Annotated in this window: 17 protein-coding genes; 8 read left to right on the top strand and 9 right to left on the bottom strand. The window is 46.6% G+C overall.

Annotated elements, in window-relative coordinates; translation table 11 throughout:
- The first annotated feature begins 58 nt into the window (after positions 1–58).
- The 4 genes from MKY23_RS02230 to MKY23_RS02215 all read left to right on the top strand — a co-directional run bounded on the left by MKY23_RS02230 (position 59) and on the right by MKY23_RS02215 (position 4,394).
- Entirely contained in the window at positions 59–889 is an 831-nt protein-coding gene (locus MKY23_RS02230; protein WP_154984942.1) for a histidine kinase, read from the top strand.
- A complete protein-coding gene (locus MKY23_RS02225; protein ID WP_090918831.1) occupies positions 889–1,545 on the top strand; it encodes a response regulator transcription factor in 657 nt (218 codons plus the stop codon). The genes MKY23_RS02230 and MKY23_RS02225 overlap by 1 nt, the downstream gene beginning before the upstream one ends.
- A gap of 253 nt (positions 1,546–1,798) precedes the next feature.
- Positions 1,799–3,511, top strand: coding sequence for a copper resistance protein CopC (locus MKY23_RS02220; RefSeq protein ID WP_221790915.1), 1,713 nt, complete (start codon positions 1,799–1,801; stop codon positions 3,509–3,511).
- A gap of 79 nt (positions 3,512–3,590) precedes the next feature.
- A complete protein-coding gene (locus MKY23_RS02215) occupies positions 3,591–4,394 on the top strand; it encodes a YcnI family protein (RefSeq protein WP_253498318.1) in 804 nt (267 codons plus the stop codon).
- 187 nt (positions 4,395–4,581) lie between these two features.
- Here MKY23_RS02215 and MKY23_RS02210 read toward each other — a convergent pair whose 3' ends face one another.
- The 8 genes from MKY23_RS02210 to MKY23_RS02175 form a co-directional block, all read right to left on the bottom strand.
- Positions 4,582–4,854, bottom strand: a complete 273-nt coding sequence (locus MKY23_RS02210; protein ID WP_090918837.1) for a hypothetical protein — start codon at positions 4,852–4,854, stop codon at positions 4,582–4,584.
- 75 nt (positions 4,855–4,929) lie between these two features.
- Positions 4,930–6,267: a hypothetical protein gene (locus MKY23_RS02205; protein WP_186809805.1), complete on the bottom strand. Its 1,338-nt coding sequence runs from the start codon at positions 6,265–6,267 to the stop codon at positions 4,930–4,932.
- Positions 6,268–6,284: 17 nt separating this feature from the next.
- On the bottom strand, positions 6,285–6,566 hold the full coding sequence (locus tag MKY23_RS02200) for a hypothetical protein (protein WP_154891455.1): 282 nt from the start codon (positions 6,564–6,566) through the stop codon (positions 6,285–6,287).
- A 406-nt stretch (positions 6,567–6,972) separates the two neighbouring features.
- Positions 6,973–9,195, bottom strand: coding sequence for a peptidase domain-containing ABC transporter (locus tag MKY23_RS02195; RefSeq protein WP_339834946.1), 2,223 nt, complete (start codon positions 9,193–9,195; stop codon positions 6,973–6,975).
- Entirely contained in the window at positions 9,188–12,532 is a 3,345-nt protein-coding gene (locus tag MKY23_RS02190) for a type 2 lanthipeptide synthetase LanM family protein (RefSeq protein WP_339834944.1), read from the bottom strand. The genes MKY23_RS02195 and MKY23_RS02190 overlap by 8 nt, the downstream gene beginning before the upstream one ends.
- A 110-nt stretch (positions 12,533–12,642) precedes the next feature.
- A complete protein-coding gene (locus MKY23_RS02185; RefSeq protein ID WP_161556976.1) occupies positions 12,643–12,825 on the bottom strand; it encodes a type A2 lanthipeptide in 183 nt (60 codons plus the stop codon).
- Positions 12,826–13,101: 276 nt separating this feature from the next.
- Complete coding sequence (locus MKY23_RS02180; protein ID WP_090918846.1) at positions 13,102–14,487, bottom strand: HAMP domain-containing sensor histidine kinase; 1,386 nt, start codon at positions 14,485–14,487, stop codon at positions 13,102–13,104.
- Complete coding sequence (locus tag MKY23_RS02175; RefSeq protein ID WP_154891459.1) at positions 14,487–15,200, bottom strand: response regulator transcription factor; 714 nt, start codon at positions 15,198–15,200, stop codon at positions 14,487–14,489. Before MKY23_RS02175 ends, MKY23_RS02180 begins: the two co-directional genes overlap by 1 nt.
- A gap of 158 nt (positions 15,201–15,358) precedes the next feature.
- Here MKY23_RS02175 and MKY23_RS02170 point away from each other — a divergent pair, with 158 nt between their 5' ends.
- From MKY23_RS02170 to MKY23_RS02155, 4 genes are read left to right on the top strand one after another with little or no spacing between them, the layout of a single operon-like run.
- Complete coding sequence (locus MKY23_RS02170) at positions 15,359–16,276, top strand: ABC transporter ATP-binding protein (protein ID WP_154891480.1); 918 nt, start codon at positions 15,359–15,361, stop codon at positions 16,274–16,276.
- Entirely contained in the window at positions 16,276–17,025 is a 750-nt protein-coding gene (locus MKY23_RS02165; RefSeq protein WP_090918850.1) for an ABC transporter permease, read from the top strand. Before MKY23_RS02170 ends, MKY23_RS02165 begins: the two co-directional genes overlap by 1 nt.
- 12 nt (positions 17,026–17,037) lie before the next feature.
- Positions 17,038–17,769 carry an ABC transporter permease gene (locus MKY23_RS02160; protein ID WP_339834937.1) on the top strand — a complete coding sequence of 244 codons (732 nt, stop codon included), beginning with the start codon at positions 17,038–17,040 and terminating at the stop codon, positions 17,767–17,769.
- A 23-nt stretch (positions 17,770–17,792) separates the two neighbouring features.
- The gene (locus MKY23_RS02155; protein ID WP_261771711.1) at positions 17,793–18,149 is read left to right on the top strand and encodes a YxeA family protein; all 357 of its coding nucleotides are present in this window, start codon (positions 17,793–17,795) and stop codon (positions 18,147–18,149) included.
- 127 nt (positions 18,150–18,276) lie between these two features.
- On the opposite strand, the gene MKY23_RS02150 is transcribed toward MKY23_RS02155, so the two are convergent.
- A complete protein-coding gene (locus tag MKY23_RS02150; protein ID WP_339834935.1) occupies positions 18,277–19,533 on the bottom strand; it encodes a DUF445 domain-containing protein in 1,257 nt (418 codons plus the stop codon).
- Positions 19,534–19,630 lie beyond the last annotated feature (97 nt).

Below are 19,630 nucleotides of genomic sequence, written 5' to 3'. Positions count from 1 at the left end.
AAAAGGTACAACCTGCTACAGTATGATGTATCCAGCCTTTAAAAGGAGTTATGTATATATGTCCTATAAACAGATCAAATGGATGATCCTGCTAATTCCCACCATCACCGTGGGACTGTGGGAATATATTCGCCATCAGTTTCTGATGCCGTATCTATCGATGGATGCCGGAAACTGGTTGACACCTGTAATTGTATATCTTGTCAGCGTGACACTGCTAAGCCGTTTGTTCCTGATGTTAGAAGGGGCCCGAGCTGCCCTCGAACAAGAGCGAGCATCCAAAACGGCGCTTGAGGCGCGTGACCAGCTTGCCCGGGAACTGCATGACGGCATTTCACAATCGCTATTCCTGCTCTCGGTAAAGACCGACAAAGCAGGACGCAGTCTTGCAGGCACCAGCCATGAGCAGGATCTGCGCGAGATTCAAAAAACCGTGCACGAAGTCAATACATATGTAAGGCAAGCTATTGCTCAGTTGCGTTATGTACCTTCACCTGTTGCTGATCCTGAAGCCGTTGCTTTGCAAGCTCAGGTCGAATCCATCGTGAGTGATACCGTTCCAGAAGCAGATGTAGAATGGAATCTGACCGAAGTTTCCTTCTCGGCCAAAGAGCAGGTAGAACTGCTTGCTTGTATTCGGGAAGCACTGCTTAACGTACGCAAACATGCCCATGCCACCAAAGTGGAAGTTTACACTAAAGGCAATGCCTCTAACTGGTCTGTTCATATCCGTGACAACGGTACTGGAATTCAAGGCGATCCGATGCTGTTTAAGGACCGGTACGGTTTACGAATCACAAAAGAACGAGCCGAGCAGATGGGGTGGACATTCCAGCTTGATTCGACACCAGGTAATACACAAATGATCATTGGAAAGGGGCAGACTTGATGGAACTGGTACGTGTACTGGTTGTTGACGATCACGCACATGCGCGTGAGGCGATATGCACCATTTTATCCGAAGATAGCCTGTTTGAAGTCATTGGTACAGCCAAAAATGGGCAGGAAGCGATTGAGCTAACCGAACATTGGATGCCTGACCTGATTTTGATGGATGTGCAGATGCCCGATATGGATGGACTCGAAGCAACAAGGCAGATTAAACTGCGTTTCCCATACGTCATGATCGTAATGGTCACCGTATCGGATGATGTCACTTACCTCTTTGAAGCATTGAAACAAGGAGCCCAAGGTTATCTACGCAAAAATTTATCTCCTTCCACTTGGCTGGAATACCTTCGCGCCATTGTTAGTGACGATGCACCGCTGAGCAAGGAGCTAGCATACCGAATATTGCAGGAGTTTCCCGCTCCTCGCAGCGAGGATGTGCAAGAGAATCCGTTAACCGCTCGCGAATTGGAGATACTGCAATGGGTATCTGCCGGGTACACCAATCGTGAAATAGCCGAACAGCTCGGCATCTCGGATCAGACCGTCAAGAATCATCTGAAGAACATTCTGCAGAAGCTACAGCTGGAGAACCGGGTGCAGCTCACTCGCTACGCATTAGAGAGCGGGCTTGCCGGGCGCAAGCCTCGTAAATAGAACATGTTTCAGAGCGAATAGAATAGGGAAGTCTACCACAAAACGATTTACTTCTGATATGCGTTATGTAATAGCACCACTTATAAATGTGCATCATTTCAAGCATTTGTCACAAATATGCAGTAATCCATGATTTTTTATAGCCCTATGTAGTCATACGCCTTCATTTTGGACAAAGTTATAATGGTATAGATTATGTGTGAACGACGAATTATGGATAATTGTAAATCTATAACCCAAGGGTGATGATTTTTTGAGAGTAAGAAGCTTAACCCTGCATTGGAGCAAACGTCACTGGGCGCTGCTCACCAGTCTGTTACTGGTGTTCTGTCTGGTGATGCCGCAATGGGCATCTGCTCATGCTTATATCGTGAAGGCGTCTCCTGAAGAAAATGAACTGCTCGTTACTGCACCGCAGCGGCTGACGTTGGAGTTTAATGAATCATTGCAGACGGCCTTTTATGATATTAAAATTACCGGACCTGACGGAAATCAAGCGGACAATGGTGACGTACAGATTGACTCAGAACGCCCGCACATTCTGGAAACGGGTCTGAAGCCTGGCCTTGCTGACGGGACATATCTCGTCAATTGGAAGGCCGTATCCGCCGATGGTCATCCAATCTCTGGAGCGTATGTGTTCCATATCGGTGAGCCTACCGGAGCACCTGCCGGATTGAAGGATCTGGCATCCGGTTCGGGTGCCACCGGTGGCCCATTAAAATGGATCGTGTCATTCACGGACTGGATTCAATATCTCGGTCTGTCCGTCATTCTGGGTACGCTCGCCTTCCTGCTACTCCGAATTGCCCCAGCTTCCCTGCTACGGGAACCGATGGAGGCACCGGGTAGCTACAAATTGCTCTGGATCAGCTATGCTGCTGCTTCCTTTGCCGCACTAATAAGCCTTCCGCTGAACACACTCTATGAGTCAGGTGTCAATCTCGGCGAATTCAGTTGGGCCTTATTAGGCAGTGCGCTCAAACTGACCTCCTTCGGTCAGATCTGGATGTTACAGATGCTGATTGCCATGTTGCTTGCAGTCACACTACTGTCCGGTTATGATCTGGATCGATCCCTGCGCGTGCGAATCTGGTCCTCATACGGATCATTGGTGCTGGTTCTAGGCTGGCTGCTTACCCATGCTATGACGGGGCATCCTGCTGCCGCAGAGCAACGTGTGCTTGCTGTAGCCATGGACTTTGTACATCTTGCCGCTGCTGCATTCTGGATCGGGGCTCTCACCGCTATGGCAGTGTGTCTGCCTGCACTCACCAATCGATTGCCTGCAAAATTGCGAGGCGAAGTCTACTGGGCAGCGATAAGGAGATTTACCGTTTGGGGTATCGGTGCTGTAGCCGTTTTGATCGCTACGGGTATCTATGGCAGTCTGGTCATCCTGCCCGCACCGCTACTGAACTCTTTATTCACAACAGCATATGGCCTGGTTCTGATCGGTAAAATTCTGCTACTTATCGTGATGATCGGTTTCGCGCTGATACATGCCAATCGAGCAAGAGCCGCTACAGGTAAGCAGTTGTCTGGCAGTCTAAAGGCTGAACTGGTTACAGGTGCCATCATTCTTGCGCTCGCGGCTGTACTGACACATCTGTCTCCAGGTCAGCCAGCACCCGTCGGTCCTTATAAGGGCACACAAACGACAGATGATGGCTCCGTGATAACACTCCAGGTAAGCCCAAACGTAGTGGGAGAAAATCAGTTCGAAGTCAGCATAAAGCGAGCGGATGGCAGTATCGTCAAAGATCTCGAACAGGTGACGTTGTCTCTGATCCATCTGGATATGGATATGGGTATCTATGAGATCACCATTCCGAAGAACGATACGGGCGTATACAAGGCGGAGGACTACATCTCTATGCCGGGCAAGTGGAGTATCCAAGTCCACGCGTTAACTCGGTCACTTGATGCCCTCGATGCCGAGTTCAAGATTGAGGCAGCAAAGTAGTAAACAACGAAACCATTTTTAAAAGAGTGAAGTGTATTTAACAACGATTGCATAAGAAAGAATGAGAGGGGTTATCATTTTGAAAAAGACATCATGGGTATCCAAATTAACATCTGCTATGGCAACAGGTGCAGCAGCATTCCTGCTGTTCTCCGGTTTGGCCAGCGCTCACGTCACGGTAAATCCGTCCGTCGCACAAACGAGTGCATGGCAGACATATACGATTAAAATACCGTCTGAGAAAGAGTTGCCAACAACTAAAATCACACTCAAAATTCCAGAGGGTGTTGCATTTAAGCAATATCAGCCACTGTCTGGATGGAAGATCACAACTGAGAAAAATGATTCTAAAGAAGTAACCTCGATCACTTGGGAGATTGATGGAGATAACCAAGGGATTCTGGCTGGACAGTTCCAACAGTTTAACTTTGTTGCACAGAACCCAAAGACAGAAACAGAAGTGGCATGGGATGCCTTCCAATATTACAGTGATGGCAGCATTGTAGAGTGGACAGGCCAGCCGGGGGCAAACTCTCCTCACAGCATCACAACCATCAGCGAAGATCCGGCAGCTGCCGGTAATGCCGCAACAGGCGGCGACCACCATAGTGCAGGTGGAGCAAGTAATGGGCATGACAGTGCAGGTACTGCTGGCACCGCGACAGGTGACAAAGCTTCTGACACTGCGACTGATGGCAAAAAAGGAAATGATGACACCACTCTCGGCGATGCTCTCTCCGATACGGTAACAGGTCAACCGAACAACACAGATTCCGATGCAGGTACGTTGAAGCTACAACAAGCAACGTTAATCGTATCGATTCTGGCTCTGATCATGTCCTTCCTGGGCATCGCACTGGCTACTCGCCGCAAAAAACGTTAATCTGCAGTTCTCTTACCCGGGGTCACCCGAGGAGATCATTGTAAAAAGATGCAAAAAGGAGTTTGTAGCAAACGGGATAACCCCGTATATGCTGCAAACTCCTTTTTTGGTTAACTCATATCTAGAATCCTGATGACTTGCCGTGCACGCTACATGCGCCATCCGCAATATGGCACACCGTTGCATATTAACGTTGCTGATCCGTTTGAATCATAAATTCAATATACTGGATCAGACTTTTCTTCTGCATCTCGATGGATTGGATACGCTTGGCGAGACCTGCGAAAAATTCTTCAATCTGTTGCCTCGTATGATCCGCAGATTGTCCTTTCCAATCGTTCAGACGGCTGTACAGCGCCCTTGCCTCCTGCTCATCCGCTTGCATGCGAACCAGTAGCTGTGACAGCTCTTTTTCCGCAATCCGCAGGTCATTCAATTCCACCAGCAATTGTCCGCTCATCCGTGGTTCCCTCCCCCTCAGTGCACGTTCTCACCTTGAATACTCAATGCTATCTCTCCAGCCTGTCATTTATAACTAGTTAAAATGTACCGGACTCTCATCCGCTTGCCGGAAAGCCTCCGCCTTTTCCTCAATAAAGTTCAGGAACTGGCTCGTATGCTTCATATGCCATGTGCTCAGCTCCTGGATAGACGCATCCAAGTGAGTCACAATGGGCTCCAGTCTGCGGCTACGGCTTGTATGTAAATACTGAGCCATACGTGTCCGCACCTGATTCAACTCGGCATTGCACTGCTGGGCATTTTGTTTCCAGCGGGAAGCCACACTTTTCAGTTCCTCCGGGGTAACCTGGATTAGACCAGATCCCAGCGCCGCAGCCGCTCCTCTGCCGGCACCGCCTCTCAGCCCCATCGGACCTACCGCTTTGCTCAGCGGTCCCAGATTCTCCATAAGTCGTGGCGAATAACGAACCCGCTCACCCGTGATCGGATCATACAACTCGTTGGAAATGTAACCATTTTTGAAGTTATACTGATCCAGGCTGTGGTAGTTTTCTCCGCCAAATGTATTCTTGATTTTATCAATCAGACTTACACCATTATTGGCATCTGCGTAATTCGAATCAATATAATACGTAGAACCTACATGACGATCATATCCGCCTAACGTTCCGCTAGCGACCAGATCGCCCGGACTCGCATAGTTCGTCACTTGGCCATCCAACTCACCTGCCTCTACCCGCCGACGCATCTCAGGAGTCAAGTTGCCCATCACTGAAGGTGCACTGAATGTAACCGCAGGAAGACCTGTATAAGCGGAAGCATACTGCGCATCCCCACCTCCGAGAGAATGTCCTGTCAGAGAGAAATTCAGATCGCCATACTTTTCTTTCATATGGTTCGCATAATCTTCCGACTGATACATCTGGTTAGCCCAGCCCGTAGGCGAATAGGTCTTTTCGATATCCTTTACTCGATCGCCCGTCCAGTTTTGTACATCTCTTACCCTGTCGCCAGCCCAGTTCTCCACTTTGGAAATACCTGTGGAATCTTTGATATTCTGAACGCCTCTATCGAGCCAATCCGGTGTCAGGTTGTCTACAAATTGTGCCGTGTCTTGTTGCCCTTTGCGGATCAACTCTCCGCCCCCGATGCGTGCATCCATCACGAAATCAGGCACCGAGCGGTCCAGAGAGGCACTCCCCTCGGTTCCCCGATAGGCAATGACTGCCTCCTTGGTCTCCGGATTATAAAACGTTACGGCATCGAAGCCGGAAAATTTATTACTCTCTGTGCCCTCCAGTACTTGCCAGCCGGGAAGCTCCGTCAGACGGTCACCTGCCTTTTGATCCTGATAGGCTAACTCCGATAAGGTTTTGTACGTTTCATCATCAATGTTCCTGCCGTTACTCAATCACTGCACCTCCCCTTTTATTTGGCGTATGGATCATGTCCTTTAGCTTTAATGACTTCCTCGAGCTCGGGACTAATCACGAGATTTTTGGTGATTTTTTTCTTGTAATCGTACGATATGCCAAAGGTCTGATCGTCATGATCCTTCACATGCCCCTTCAGTCCGATCTGCGACATCGCCATCTCTGGCAGCAGTTCCTTGCTCGTAACGACCACATCCAGTTCAAACTTTTCTTTGAAGTGCTGCACCACAACCTTCTCAGCTTCCTGGTACAACGCCTGTTTTTCACTCTCTGTCATCTTCTGACACCCTCCCAGCAATATAGTGAACACCATCATCAGTGCGAATAAACTTCTCATCCATTTTGTGCGCGGAATAGCAATTCCCCCTTTTGGCTCAAACCTGTGTAAGTAAAGAGCGCCCCCTTCACCTGTTACATGCATCATAGTACAAAATCAACATAAGGCACATCCGCTCACAGGAGCGTTTTCCTGAAACTTTTCTCCTAGTTGATTCATGCCTATATTTGGGTGTATATTACCCGCTTCTAAGACTGCTGTACCATTTAGGCCCTAACTTTTTCCATATAAAAATAAAAAAAACTTTCCTCCGAGCACCGGCTGGTGTCAAAAAGAAAGCTTGATTATAAATGACACCCTCTTATCCAGGCCCAGCGAAGCAGAGACACCTCATAAATAACATGCTCTATCCATATTGTCTGAGCTGGGCCTCATTCAGCTGCTCTCCTACGAGTCTCTGATACGCGTCACACCTTGTAACCAACTCTTCATGTGTTCCCGCATCGACAAGTTCTCCCTGATCCAGCACATAGATCGTGTCGGCATTTCGAATGGTGCTCAGCCTGTGAGCAATAATAATTTGCGTACATTTCAACATGCTTAAGTTCCCGGCAATCGTAGATTCCGTTAACGTATCCAGTGCGCTGGTTGCTTCATCCAAAAGCAGAATTTTGGGCCTGCTCACAAGCGCCCGTGCAAGAGCTACCCGTTGTTTCTGTCCCCCGGACAGATTAGAGCCTGCCTCCGAAATTAACGTGTTATATTTCATCGGCATGCGTTCGATATCTGCATGAATATCGGCAAGTTTTGCAGCAAACATCACCTCTTCTGCAGTCGCTTCTTCCGCATGCAGCTTGATGTTATCGTAAACGGTATTGTTAAACACGAAGTTATCCTGAAGAACGATGCTGACTTGATCACGAATATGTTGAGGATCTAATTCCTCCGCATGAATGCCATCGAAATAAATATTTCCTTGTGTAGGGGTGTACAACCCCACTAGCAATTTAGCGAGAGTACTTTTACCAGAGCCTGATCTGCCAACGAGAGCCACCTTCTTTCCTGCTTTAATGGTCATACTAATGTCATTAAGCACAGGACTACTGTACTCCGTATATTTGAAGCTCACATGGTCAATCGTAATATCACCCTGAAGCTCGGCAACATGCACCATCTCCGTTGGTTTCTTCTGAAAAGACCGACCCTTTTCTGCCAAAATCACATCATAAATCCGATCCAGCAACGCATCCGCCATTACGAACTCATTCAGCATCAAAGCAAGTGAGTTAAGCGGCCCCAAAAACAGTGCAGCCAGAGACTGGAATGAAACAAGCATACCTAACGTCATGTTGCCTTGCATAATCTGGTACAAACCCACGAGCAAAATGAGCATCGGTGTCATAAAATTCAAAGTATTGGTTATCGTGTTAACTCGAGTTTGAAAAATAGCCTTTTCCTTCACCGTGGCAAGCTGGCGTTTGAATAACTCCCGCCATTTTTCTTCCGTGCGCTGCTCGATACCGAGAGATTTAATTGTTGAAATCCCTTCTAACACTTCGGTCATAAAAGATCCTGCCAAGCTCTGAGCTACAATCTGAGTTTGCGTCAGTTTTTTGAACCTGCTGCGCGTGTATACAAAAATAAGGACCTGTGTTATTCCTATACCTAGCAACGTGAACGCAATGATGCGTGACTGAATGACAATGTAGGTAAACGTCACCACAATTAAAAATAAATTGATGAACGTGGAAATCATTTTTTGCGACAAAATTTCCCGGATGGTAACATTGCTGTTGACTCGCATCATCAGATCTCCGCGAGAGCGAATCTCAAAATATTGATACGGGAGCTTCAACATGTGGGACACAAAACTAGTGGTTAACTGCGAATCCAGCACTTCCTGAAGGCGCACGATACACATATCCTTAACATATCCAAAACCGATCTGAAACAAGGTTAATAAAGCCACACTGGTGAGCAACACGGGAAAAATGGAGTATCCCTCATTGCCCGTTACCGCATCAATCGAAACCTGCATCAGGAACGGAAAAAGCACCGATACAAGCTGTAATCCCAGGGCAAGCAATACGGCCCATACAAAATACTTTTTGTTGCTGCGAATCAAATCTTTGAAATACGCTACTTTACTCATCTTTTTTTCTGAAAAAGGGACAAACCCCTCATCCGGGTATACCAGCAGAAAAATACCTGAATATTTCTCTTCGAACTCCTGTTTAGTGATCGTCATTCTCCCCATGGCAGGATCAACAATGGTATATAACTTACCAGCCTTAATCTCCTCAAGCACAATAAAATGTCGTTGCTCCCAGAAACAGATGACCGGCAAGAAATCATTACTGAGTGAAGGCGCAGGTGCCTTTTTGGCTACACCTTTCAGATGGTAGGTTTCGGCTACCTCCTTCATTTTCAACATGGAGCTTCCGTCACGACCGCTCCCCAGCATGGCAAATCGTTCCTTCAGATCGGTAAAATCGGCTTCATAGCCGTAGTACGCAAGCAACATATGCAAACAGCTGGGCCCGCAGTCGTATTGATTCATTTGCAATTTAACAGGAATTTTTCGCTGTGCCTTGCCACGCAGACGGCTAAATACTGAACGTTTAGGCATAATGCTGTCCCGGTTCAGATGACGGCTCTGCCGTATACTCCTGCTGTCTGGTAAAAGCCATCTCCACTCTATCCTGCTGCGTGACCTGCTCTACATCCTTCAGTTCATGGCTTACCGGCCCTTCCATCATAAGTACAGAAGGCAGTGTCCGATTATACAGCCGCAGTAACTGGTATCCGATTCCGGCCAGACCCAGCATAAGTCCTGGTATTTGTTGACGACTCGGAATGCCGCATCTCCAGTGACCGTTATCCTCTCTAACCTTGGTCATGATATAATCAGCCATTTGATAAGCGTATGCTTCTAACGTTTCATCCTGCCAATAGTCGGCTGCGAGCAAGATCAGCTCCAAATTCCCCATATCTCCGTGACATAGTGAATAACTGACTTCTGTGAAACCATCTTCCATAGTCTTGGTCACCGCTCGGCGAATGTCTTTTTCCAGCACATCTATAGGCCCGCAGAAGCTTAACTCCTGTGCTGTTCCTACCCGGGCAATACCCAAACCGGGTGCGCCATTACACCAATACATGACATAATGTTCTTCCGACATATTGCCATCCGTGAACCGGAGATCCTTCCAGTTGTTCACTTCGGAACTGTAGATCGATTCCTCATATTTAATTCCTTCCAAACAAGCTTCAAAATAAGGTTCGTGACCTGTAACACGGTACAGACGGGCAAGACTCAGACATATGCCTGCGTTTCCATGTGCAATGCCGCTAAGGGGCACTTTATTGATCGCCGATGTCACCCATGCCAAGCCTTGTTCCATCGGCCCAGCCAGCTTAAGCAGACGATCTGCGCATCTTGTAGCTATGTCCAGTGCCTTAGGCAGGTGGAACATCATATACAAATCCACGCATGCCATTAATGTGCCTGCACAACCTGAGATGACATCCAGCCGCTCATCTTCCTCGATCATCTCATCCAGTATATCCAGCAGTTCGAGCAGTTCCGGGTGAACATCCTGCTGGGAGTATACCTTCGCTTTATGCACTAACAAATAGAGAAGTGATCCGTAACCTGTAAACAGAGAGATATTTCTGTCCATGTTTTTGCGAATCATCTCCCAGGCCGTCTGGATACACAAATCGACCATCTCCGTATACTTCCCGTCACCCGTCTCTTGACCTAGATAAAGATAGAAATAAGCGATGCCCGTGACCCCATTGTATAGACCCAGTTCCGAGGATTTATAGATCAGTTTCTCGTCCGCATCCATGCCCATGCTGATCCAGGATACGGTGCTGCCCTCATCTCCCGTGATCGCGATATCCTTAATATAATCACCAATCCTTACCGCTTCACGTAAGTAATCAGCTCGGGTCGTGGAGATTGGATGCCCGTTCAACGCCTCTGGCCGTACACTCGCTGTACTCTTCTCCATAGCGAACGAGCGCTCCAGTACATACTTCGTTTGCAGTGTACGCTCCGTAAATTCCCACTGCATATCCATATCATCTTCATTCATGGCCCGAACCTTTGTCTCCGTCTGGGTCAAGATATCCGAGTCATAAACACCCTCAATGGCTTGATTATCCGAATGATGAAACAGCACCTTCTCACCAATTAATGTTTTGAACATGGGCACATCTCCGTGCAACAGATCATGGCATTCATAGCTGACCAGTTTCTCACGGTTACGATCCTGCCGGACGATGGCCCACATCATGTCAAACAGCAGACTTTTGTCCAGCCCATTGCGTAAATATTTAGGATGAGAGCTGGCTTCGATTAATGTAAAATAGGTCACGGTTGGCCGAACAATTGTCCGCACAGCACACCCATGAAAATGGTGGCGTACTGCCATGATGAAACGGTCTTTTTGCTCCATGATGGAACGATAAGTGCGATAGAACCCTTCTTTTAAACGATGGATATGGCGTTCGGGTTGTATTGGCGTTTGATTGTAAGATGGCAGGTGACTGAACCGACTTACAGCAATCTTGCTTCGTTTGATCCTCATCATATCTGTGTTTTTATCGTGAACCTCATAAGTATTGAGAATCTGCTCCACATCTCCGGCAAGCCCGCTCAGATCACTATGATACAAGGCGTTGGAGTCCAGCGTAGGGAGCATGCTTGTTTTTAATACGGAATCATTCAATATCGAAAGGGTCTTCTCCAGTGCCGTATACTGCTCCTTCTCATCCATATACTTGAAGGGTTGATTGTGCAGCAAAGACTCCAGATCTACGAAGAACGGATGCTCTACTTGGGCAACAATATTTTCCATGTGCATATCCGTTGCGTTTAATGCATATAGAATCGCTAAATATTGTCCCTGTCTCTCAAAAAAGCGTTCTGCCTCTTCCTCCCGGGTTACTTCCTCGTAAGAAATATATTGTTGCCAGCCATACTCGGAACGGTCCAGCGTTTTGGTAATCCGGAAAGGCAATCCCATCTCCTGTTCATTAAACCAATGTAGTATACCAGCAAATGCAGTATCAATTGCCATGTCTCTTGGCTTGTACATGACATTAACGTCCCCGGTAAATTTCAACCGCAGCACGCTGGCTCCACCATTATGGGAATCTCCAAGAAATACGATATCCTCCAGCCTGTCCAGTTTAAAATCAAACAAAGATTCCAGTTCATGACGGTCGGCCGTCAATCGCTCCAGAACCCGAATCATATTCTGATTGATCCGCAACGTGTGCTCGGCAATACCTCGGGCAAGAACCGGATATTCCAGTAACAGGTTGAGAATTTGTTCTCTGGACTGAATTTTCTCGCTTACAAAATGCAAATATCTCTGCCGGGAATCTCCACCTATCAATTCCTCTTGCAGTCTAGCTTTATTTAGTTCATAGATAAGTGTCTTCGCAGACAAGTGAAACACTTTATCCGAGACGGTCTTCAGTACAAGCCCGATGACACGGCGCCGATCCAGCCACTCATATCCTTCTGACAGACCTTCTGTCATGATCTGAATAGATCGTTGCAGAAAAGGTTGTGAAAATTCAAAAAAAGGGATTTCCTCTGTATTGCCCTCAATGAAATATGTAATATCCTCATGCTCATTCTCAAGAAACGTCTTCCGAAGCTCCTGATGCCAGCCCATATCTGTAAATGCGTACTGGAAATCTGAAGTTTGAAATAGACTACTCACCTTATTCATGTCCATAGATTCAGCCTGGAATCGATCCGCTAATTGCTCCTGATCCTGAAAGAACTGATCAAGCCACAACTTCATTCTTACATCGTATGAGGAGACTGCGTCTCCATGAGCGGAAGGCTCGGTAGCAACTCCAAGTTCATACTGCTTGTATTTCTCTGTCAAATATAAAGCATCACCCCAGTGGGAGTTATTCAACTGCTCCTGTATGCTCATCGTTTTCTCTCCCTTTCTAAATCAATGGTTGTAAACAGGAAAACGCCATATAAATACTTCAAGCACATAACTGAGATCAGCTATGTGCTTGAAGAAAATCGAAGTCAGAATTAACAACAAGTCAACCAGGAAGAAGGTGAAACAGAATTATAATGGCACTCATGACTCACTGTGCAAAATACACCGCCGCTTTTCTTATCCTCAATTGCGGCCAACGCCCCTGTAACCACCATCAGTTCATCATCACTGATGTCCTCGATTGCTGCTAATGCTTCGAGATTGAATTGTTTCATTGAAAAAACCTCCATTCAATTTTTTGTATATGTATAGCTTAAATAAGCTAAACACCGGAGTTCATTCAAACAAAACATATATTTACATTAAATATAAAATATGTAATCTATTTCTAACTTCACTCTATCACACTTTGCTAGATTTTGTAAATCGTTATTTTCCCTTCCTTGGATTATCTAAAAAAATAAAATAATTCATATTTTAAAATTTTAATATCTATATTCCGTTGTTATACGTATACACTTGCAAAAAACCTGTCCTGAGACAGGTGAATTCTATACCACTACAGGCAGTTCCAATACCGCGCGAAGCCCTCCTTGGCTGTTACACTGGAGCAGAAGCTTCCCCCGATGGGCTTGAGCAATCCGTGATACCATTGGAAGTCCGAGACCATGCCCATGACGTGGAGGTCTTATGCGACCTGCCGTATAAGGAAGAACCAGCACATCAAGCAGATCTTCCTCGGGAATTCCCTTCCCATCATCGGAGACTATGAATTGTGCGTAACCACTTTGCACTTCACGCTTGATCATCAATTCGATTGCACACCCCTCCGGATTATGTCTAATGCTGTTCTGCACCAGATTGGTTACCGCTCGGTATAACAATCGTTCATCCCCTTGCACATACAGACTTTCGTCTTGAACATTCAACGATATCGGATAACGCTCGTCCAGACCATTATTTAAAAAATCAGATACTACTTGCCTTGCCAGAACAGGCAACCGAATGGATCTCATCTGTAGGGGCTGCATTTCATACTCTAGCATCGATACCAGATTCAAATCACTGACGAGCGATCGCAGACGCTCCCCCTGACGCCGGATAATGGATGCCTGTTGCTTTTGCTCGGTTGTTAGATCCGCTTGCTCCTCCAGTTCACTGGCATATCCCAAAATCATGGATAATGGCGTCCGTATATCATGCGATATCCCTGATATCCAGTTGGATCGTGCCTCATCCCTTGCCTTTAGCGCATCATTTTTCTCCTGTAACATATGGGAGGTCGAGTTAATGCTTTCAGACAAATCATTGAATATGCCCTTGGTTTCAACCTGCACCGACTCTCCTTTAGCAAGTGCATGAATGCCATCGATCAACGGGCGAATGCTTCGTATGACACGGGTTCCGATTAGCAATGAGATAAGTAGCGCAAGTGCCACATTGCATATCAATAACAGTACAATCCTGACCGGTAGAGACTTGAGCCAATCCGCCAAAAAATCGAACTGGTATTTTCCATACGTATTTTTGGGATACCCCAACACCAAAAGTCCATCTTCCCGTTCCCACACATATACCGGGTACTCTTTAAGATAGTATCGAGAAAATTTAGCAACATCGGTCACACTGTAAGTAAGAGGGATTTCTGCTGGAAGACGCTCACTCCACTGCACCCCACCCTCCTGATTCAAAAGCATCGCCCAGGCTTGATGTTCAGCGAGAATCTCCATCCCTTTACTTTGTAATGTGTACTCCCCCTGCTCGCTCTTGCTCAAACTGCCTGCGACCTGTTTGACAACAGCACTGGGGGAAGGTCCTTCGTGAATTTCCTTGAAGATCAATGAACCCAGCAATACGAGATTAAATAAAAGCAGTACAACAGATACAAGAATGGTAGAGCCGACAAATCTTCTTAGAATACGAACCAAACCATCCATTATCGAGTCTCCTGAGTCATCAGTTTATAACCAAGCCCACGGACGGTTAACAGAAACACTGGTTTAGACGGGTCCTCTTCGATTTTCTCCCGAATCCGCCGAACATGAACCATTAGGGTATTCTCATATCCGTAACTCTCATCTCCCCAAACGGCCTGACATAGTGCATCACTGGTTACAATCCGGTTCTGATTCTCATAAAGTTTGACCAGTATAGCGTGCTCCTTGGCTGTCAGTGGAAGTTCTGTTCCCTTCCCATGAACGACAGCGCTTTCCAAATCAATGGTTAATCCACCTAGACGAAATACAGGCAATCTTTCTATCGTATTGGAAGCGTATACCCTTTTCAAAATGCCCATGAGCCGAAGAATCAGCTCTCTTGGAAGAAAAGGTTTGACCATATAATCATCTGCTCCCAAACCTAAACCTAGTAAACGATCCTCATCCTCCCCTCGCGCTGACAAAAATAGCACAGGCATGTCCGAGAAGGAACGAATAGAAGACAACAAGGAGAATCCGTCTCCATCTGGCAACATGATATCCAGGATGGCTGCATCCGGCTTCTCTATTCTGCACATTGCCAGAGCATGGGCCACATTACCTGCGGTATAGACTCTGAAAAAGCCCTCCTTACGCAAAAAGCGTTCGATCATCTCACGGATTTCCGGTTCATCATCTACAATCAGTATTTTCTTGTTTTTCATTATGTCCATTCGTATCACCCTTTTCATTATACATCAGGACATGAATATAAGCCTATATTTTCCAATTCTATTTAAGGTAAATGTAAGGTTATCTTCAGCCAAGAGCAAGACGTCTGATCTATATTGAACTTAACAGAGATCACCGTGAAATGGAGATGAAATCAATGATAAACACTTCCCCCATTGTCGAAACGCATAATCTGTCCAAATCATACGGCGGTATGAATCGTGTGCATCAAGTGAATTTGTCGGTTGAGAAGGGGCAAATTTTTGGATTTCTAGGCCCGAACGGAGCAGGAAAAACGACCACGTTAAAAATGTTGCTAGGGTTGATCAAACCTAGTGAAGGTACGGTCAAGGTCTTTGGGAAAGACTTGACCACACATCGACCCGCCATTCTGAGCCAAACCGGTTCATTGATTGAATCCCCCTCGTATTATGGTCACTTGACCGGTCTTGAAAATATGAAGGTGATGCAGCGGTTGCGAAATGTACCAAGCAAAAATATCGATGAAGCCTTAAAAATTGTAAGACTGGAAAATCAGAAACATAAACAGGCCGATCAGTATTCACTCGGTATGAAACAACGGCTGGGCATTGCCATGGCTTTACTTGCTTTTCCCAACTTGCTTGTTCTGGATGAACCTACGAATGGGCTTGACCCTGCCGGTATCGGTGAAATCAGAGAATTGATCAAGTCCCTGCCTGGTCAATATGGCATCACCGTGCTGCTCTCCAGCCATTTGTTATCCGAGATCGAACAGATCGCAACCTCCGTGGGCATTATCAGTGATGGCAAATTGTTGTTTCAAGGTACCATGCAGAGTCTACAGGCTAACAATCAGGCCACGATCCGTTTTCAGACCCCCGAGCCGGCAAAAGCAGAAAAACTTCTACTAACTCATGGCTATATGCCACAAGTTCATGGAAATCAGCTCATATTGAAGTATCTTCGCGACGAAGAAGTATCGAAGCTGAATAAAGCGCTTGTGGAACAGAACATTCCGGTCACTCGCATTGAGGAACACAAAAAGAGTCTGGAAGACATTTTCCTTGATCTGACTGGAAAGGAGAGAAGCCTGTAATGAAAGCTCTATCTCTGGAGTATTACAAAATCCGGCGCAAAAAGATTTGGATCATGATTACCCTGTTCCTTGCTGCAGAGATGATCTGGGCTGCCATGTCCATGAGCATCTCGATCTCTCGAAGCGCGAGTAATGCCAGCTGGGAAGCACTCATTTTCAGCATCGCTTCGATGAATGGTCTGTTTCTGCCGATCATATCGGCGATTGTGGTGTCCCGCATCTGTGATATGGAGCATAAGGGGAACACTTGGAAGATGTTAATGACTACCAATACGGGGCGAAATCATGTCTACACCGCCAAATATATCTGTGCAAACAGTCTGATCCTGTATGGCATCATAGCACAGGCCATTTTTATCGTGGGCTTTGGTCTATCCAAAAACATTTCCGGTTCCATCCCACTCTCCCTGCTTGTGCAATTTGTTGTTGGGACGTTATTAACTACACTTGCCATTACAGCACTACAGCAATGGTTGTCGCTGACCGTCCGCAATCAGGCGTTTGCTTTGTGTCTGGGCATGCTGGGAGGATTCATTGGAACCACATCCGGTTTGTTCCCAGCCGCTATTCGTCACTTGTTTATCTGGTCTTATTATTTGGATTTGAACCCGGTCACTTACATTTACAGCGCCTCTTCAGGAACCTATGTATCTGGAATGTTGCCTGTCGGCCTATTGTTAGCGGCCCTGTGCATGACGATCATCTTCTATCTTGCTGGCAATTTTCATGCCTCGAGACAAGAAATCTAAGGAGGGAACTATATGCTGAGGAGTATCTCTGCCGAATGGCTTAAACTTCGGCGTTCCCGGATCGGTCTGGTACTGGCAATCCTGCCTGTTATCAGCCTGCTTATCGGATGTTTTAACTTTTATTTTAACCAGGCCGCTTTACAAAATGGTTGGTTCAGCTTGTGGACACAGGTCAGTTTATTTTACGGGGAATTCTTCCTGCCTATTCTCATCGCCATCTGTTGTGCCTTTGTATGCCGTCTGGAGCATAGCAACCGCAACTGGAACATGGTTCTGGCTTCGCCGTTAAGTGTCACCAGTCTGTTTGTTGCCAAATTGGTCATTGTTGGCCTATTGATCTTTTTCGCCCAAGCCTTTTTCATGCTGATGTATTGGGCTGCGGGCAAGATGTTCAACATTCCGGGCGAGTTTCCAACGGAAATTCTGGTCTGGAGCCTACGAGGGTGGTTTGCTTCTCTTTCCATCGCCTCACTTCAACTTGGGTTATCCATTCGGATACGCAGCTTTGCTACACCTATTGGTATCAGCCTTTGCGCAGTTTTTTTTGGATTAGGCATGTATGTATTGAAGATTGGCATGTTATTCCCGTTTTCCCTGCTCACGATCGGTATGGGTGTGCTTAGTCAGAAGGGGCTGACTACCTCAGAGAATATGGTATTTCTATTGATGAACAGCTTGTTCATTCTTCTATTTGCCATCTGGTCGATTCGCCGCCTGAAATACAAAGATATTGCATCATCCTGAATTCATCCGCAAAGGAGTGTACTATGATGAAAAAATCACTCGGTATTCTCGCATTAGTACTTGTGATTCTGACCTGCCTGTGGCTTATATTCATGGACCCGGCTAAACTGACACCTGATAATCCAGCAGGCAAAACAACCTATTATACGGTTGTGAATCAGACTGAAGTAAACAAGGACGAAAATGGACGATACAGCTACAAACTAGTCGGTTACACGGATGAGGGAAAATCCAAAACATTAAACTTTTCTACAGGAAAATTACTTAAAAGTGGTGCATATTTGAAGCTCTATGTAGCCGCAATACGTGGTGTAACACACTGGGAAGAAGTGACGGCAGATGAATTGCCCGCTCAAGCCAAGCAACTAACCTCCAAATAATCCACCTCTCATCCCAAGCTAGCAACAAGATAACAAACCACATCATTACGATGACACTAAAAAAGAGCCTGCTCTCCACACGAGCGGCTCTTCTTGCTGGCCAGCCAGATCGGCTCGGCCTTCCCTTTTATTCAAGTACCATCCGTAGCGCGGTCAGTAAGACCCCGATAATAAATCCCGTCACTGCACCGTTGATCCGAATCCATTGCAGATCCTGACCTACTTTATCTTCAATCAGCGAGATGAGTGAAGCATTATCCATTTTATCTACATTCTCGCGCACAAGATTCCCGATTTTGGAGTGATTTTTCTCCAGCAGTGTGGTGACACCTTCTACAATCTTGCCATTCATGCTTGTCATTAACGCATCATCTGCACGCAGATCAGCCAAAACCTTCTCTATTGCAGGCAGTGCATACGTATCCACATAACGACCATCCTCCATCGCCACTAGTGCTTTATCCCGCATCTCGATGAGCTTGTTCAGCACGGTTTCCTCAGCATTCCAGCCATCCAGCAGATTATTCTTCCACCCGTTAAGGCCATCCTGCACAGCTTCACTCACCGCAATACGCATGGCCTGTGTACGAAGCATATCCAGCACTTTGTAACGCAGCGCACTGCCTTCCCGTTTCATATCCTCTACCCGGTCAAAAAGATATCCTTGAATAATGCCGCCCAGACGGTCTTCATTCAAATAACCCATGAACGCATTCATCGCAAACTGCATGAGTCCATTCATCTGGATACCACTAATCGCTTTCATGCCACTTTCACCCAGGAACAGAATCGTTTCCGGTTTGACCAGCCACTCCTCTGCCTGTTTCAACGCATAATCTAGAGCCTGGGCATCATACCCTCGCTCTGTTACCTGTACAGCGGCCCGTTCGAGAATCGGCCCCAAGTCAAACGCTCCGGCCTGTGACTTGATCTCTTTGGCTACAATCGGAGCGATCTGCTCTAGCGGAAGCCCGGCCAAAATACGTTTGCACAACGTATCAATCATGGTTTTGATACCGTCACTATGCAGCTCCCGGCCCAATGTATCCAGCACAATCTCAGCTGCTTTGAAGCCAGCAATTTTCTCCGTAATGCTGTCCTTGTTGAGCAGATTATTCTCGACAGCGGAGACCAAACCTTCCGTCATCTTATCCCGGTTCTTCGGCAGTAACGCCGTATGGGGAATCGGAATACCTAACGGATGGCGGAACAACGCAGTGACCGCGAACCAGTCTGCAAGTCCACCCACGAGTCCTGCTTCAAACGAACCTACCAGCAGTTTACCTACCGGCACCCCCTGGAATGGCAATGATGCTGCGAAACCTGCTCCCATAATGACGAGAGACCAGGCTGCTGCCGTTTTGTTTTTTTTAGGTTTAGCCATGATTAATTTGCTCCTTTATCGTTAATCGCGCGAGCTCGACTTGTCATACGAGATCACTACGCTTGATTGACTTTGATTATGTAAAAGCATACGATTT

Origin of the sequence: Paenibacillus sp. FSL R7-0272, assembly GCF_037969905.1 — a bacterium.
In the GTDB taxonomy this organism is placed as follows: domain Bacteria; phylum Bacillota; class Bacilli; order Paenibacillales; family Paenibacillaceae; genus Paenibacillus; species Paenibacillus polysaccharolyticus.
The sequence above is the reverse complement of the archived record's forward strand: the minus strand, read 5'-3'. Positions and strand labels throughout refer to the sequence as shown.

Excerpts from the sequence above, each read along its gene's own strand:
- MKY23_RS02175 (WP_154891459.1), bottom strand. The coding sequence starts at position 15,200 with ATGGACATAATGAAAAACAAGAAAATACTGATTGTAGATGATGAACCG.
- MKY23_RS02210 (WP_090918837.1), bottom strand. The coding sequence starts at position 4,854 with ATGAGCGGACAATTGCTGGTGGAATTGAATGACCTGCGGATTGCGGAA.
- MKY23_RS02190 (WP_339834944.1), bottom strand. The coding sequence starts at position 12,532 with ATGAGCATACAGGAGCAGTTGAATAACTCCCACTGGGGTGATGCTTTA.
- MKY23_RS02155 (WP_261771711.1), top strand. The coding sequence starts at position 17,793 with ATGATGAAAAAATCACTCGGTATTCTCGCATTAGTACTTGTGATTCTG.
- MKY23_RS02185 (WP_161556976.1), bottom strand. The coding sequence starts at position 12,825 with ATGAAACAATTCAATCTCGAAGCATTAGCAGCAATCGAGGACATCAGT.
- MKY23_RS02200 (WP_154891455.1), bottom strand. The coding sequence starts at position 6,566 with ATGACAGAGAGTGAAAAACAGGCGTTGTACCAGGAAGCTGAGAAGGTT.
- MKY23_RS02225 (WP_090918831.1), top strand. The coding sequence starts at position 889 with ATGGAACTGGTACGTGTACTGGTTGTTGACGATCACGCACATGCGCGT.
- MKY23_RS02160 (WP_339834937.1), top strand. The coding sequence starts at position 17,038 with ATGCTGAGGAGTATCTCTGCCGAATGGCTTAAACTTCGGCGTTCCCGG.
- MKY23_RS02230 (WP_154984942.1), top strand. The coding sequence starts at position 59 with ATGTCCTATAAACAGATCAAATGGATGATCCTGCTAATTCCCACCATC.
- MKY23_RS02150 (WP_339834935.1), bottom strand. The coding sequence starts at position 19,533 with ATGGCTAAACCTAAAAAAAACAAAACGGCAGCAGCCTGGTCTCTCGTC.
- MKY23_RS02195 (WP_339834946.1), bottom strand. The coding sequence starts at position 9,195 with ATGCCTAAACGTTCAGTATTTAGCCGTCTGCGTGGCAAGGCACAGCGA.
- MKY23_RS02165 (WP_090918850.1), top strand. The coding sequence starts at position 16,276 with ATGAAAGCTCTATCTCTGGAGTATTACAAAATCCGGCGCAAAAAGATT.
- MKY23_RS02180 (WP_090918846.1), bottom strand. The coding sequence starts at position 14,487 with ATGGATGGTTTGGTTCGTATTCTAAGAAGATTTGTCGGCTCTACCATT.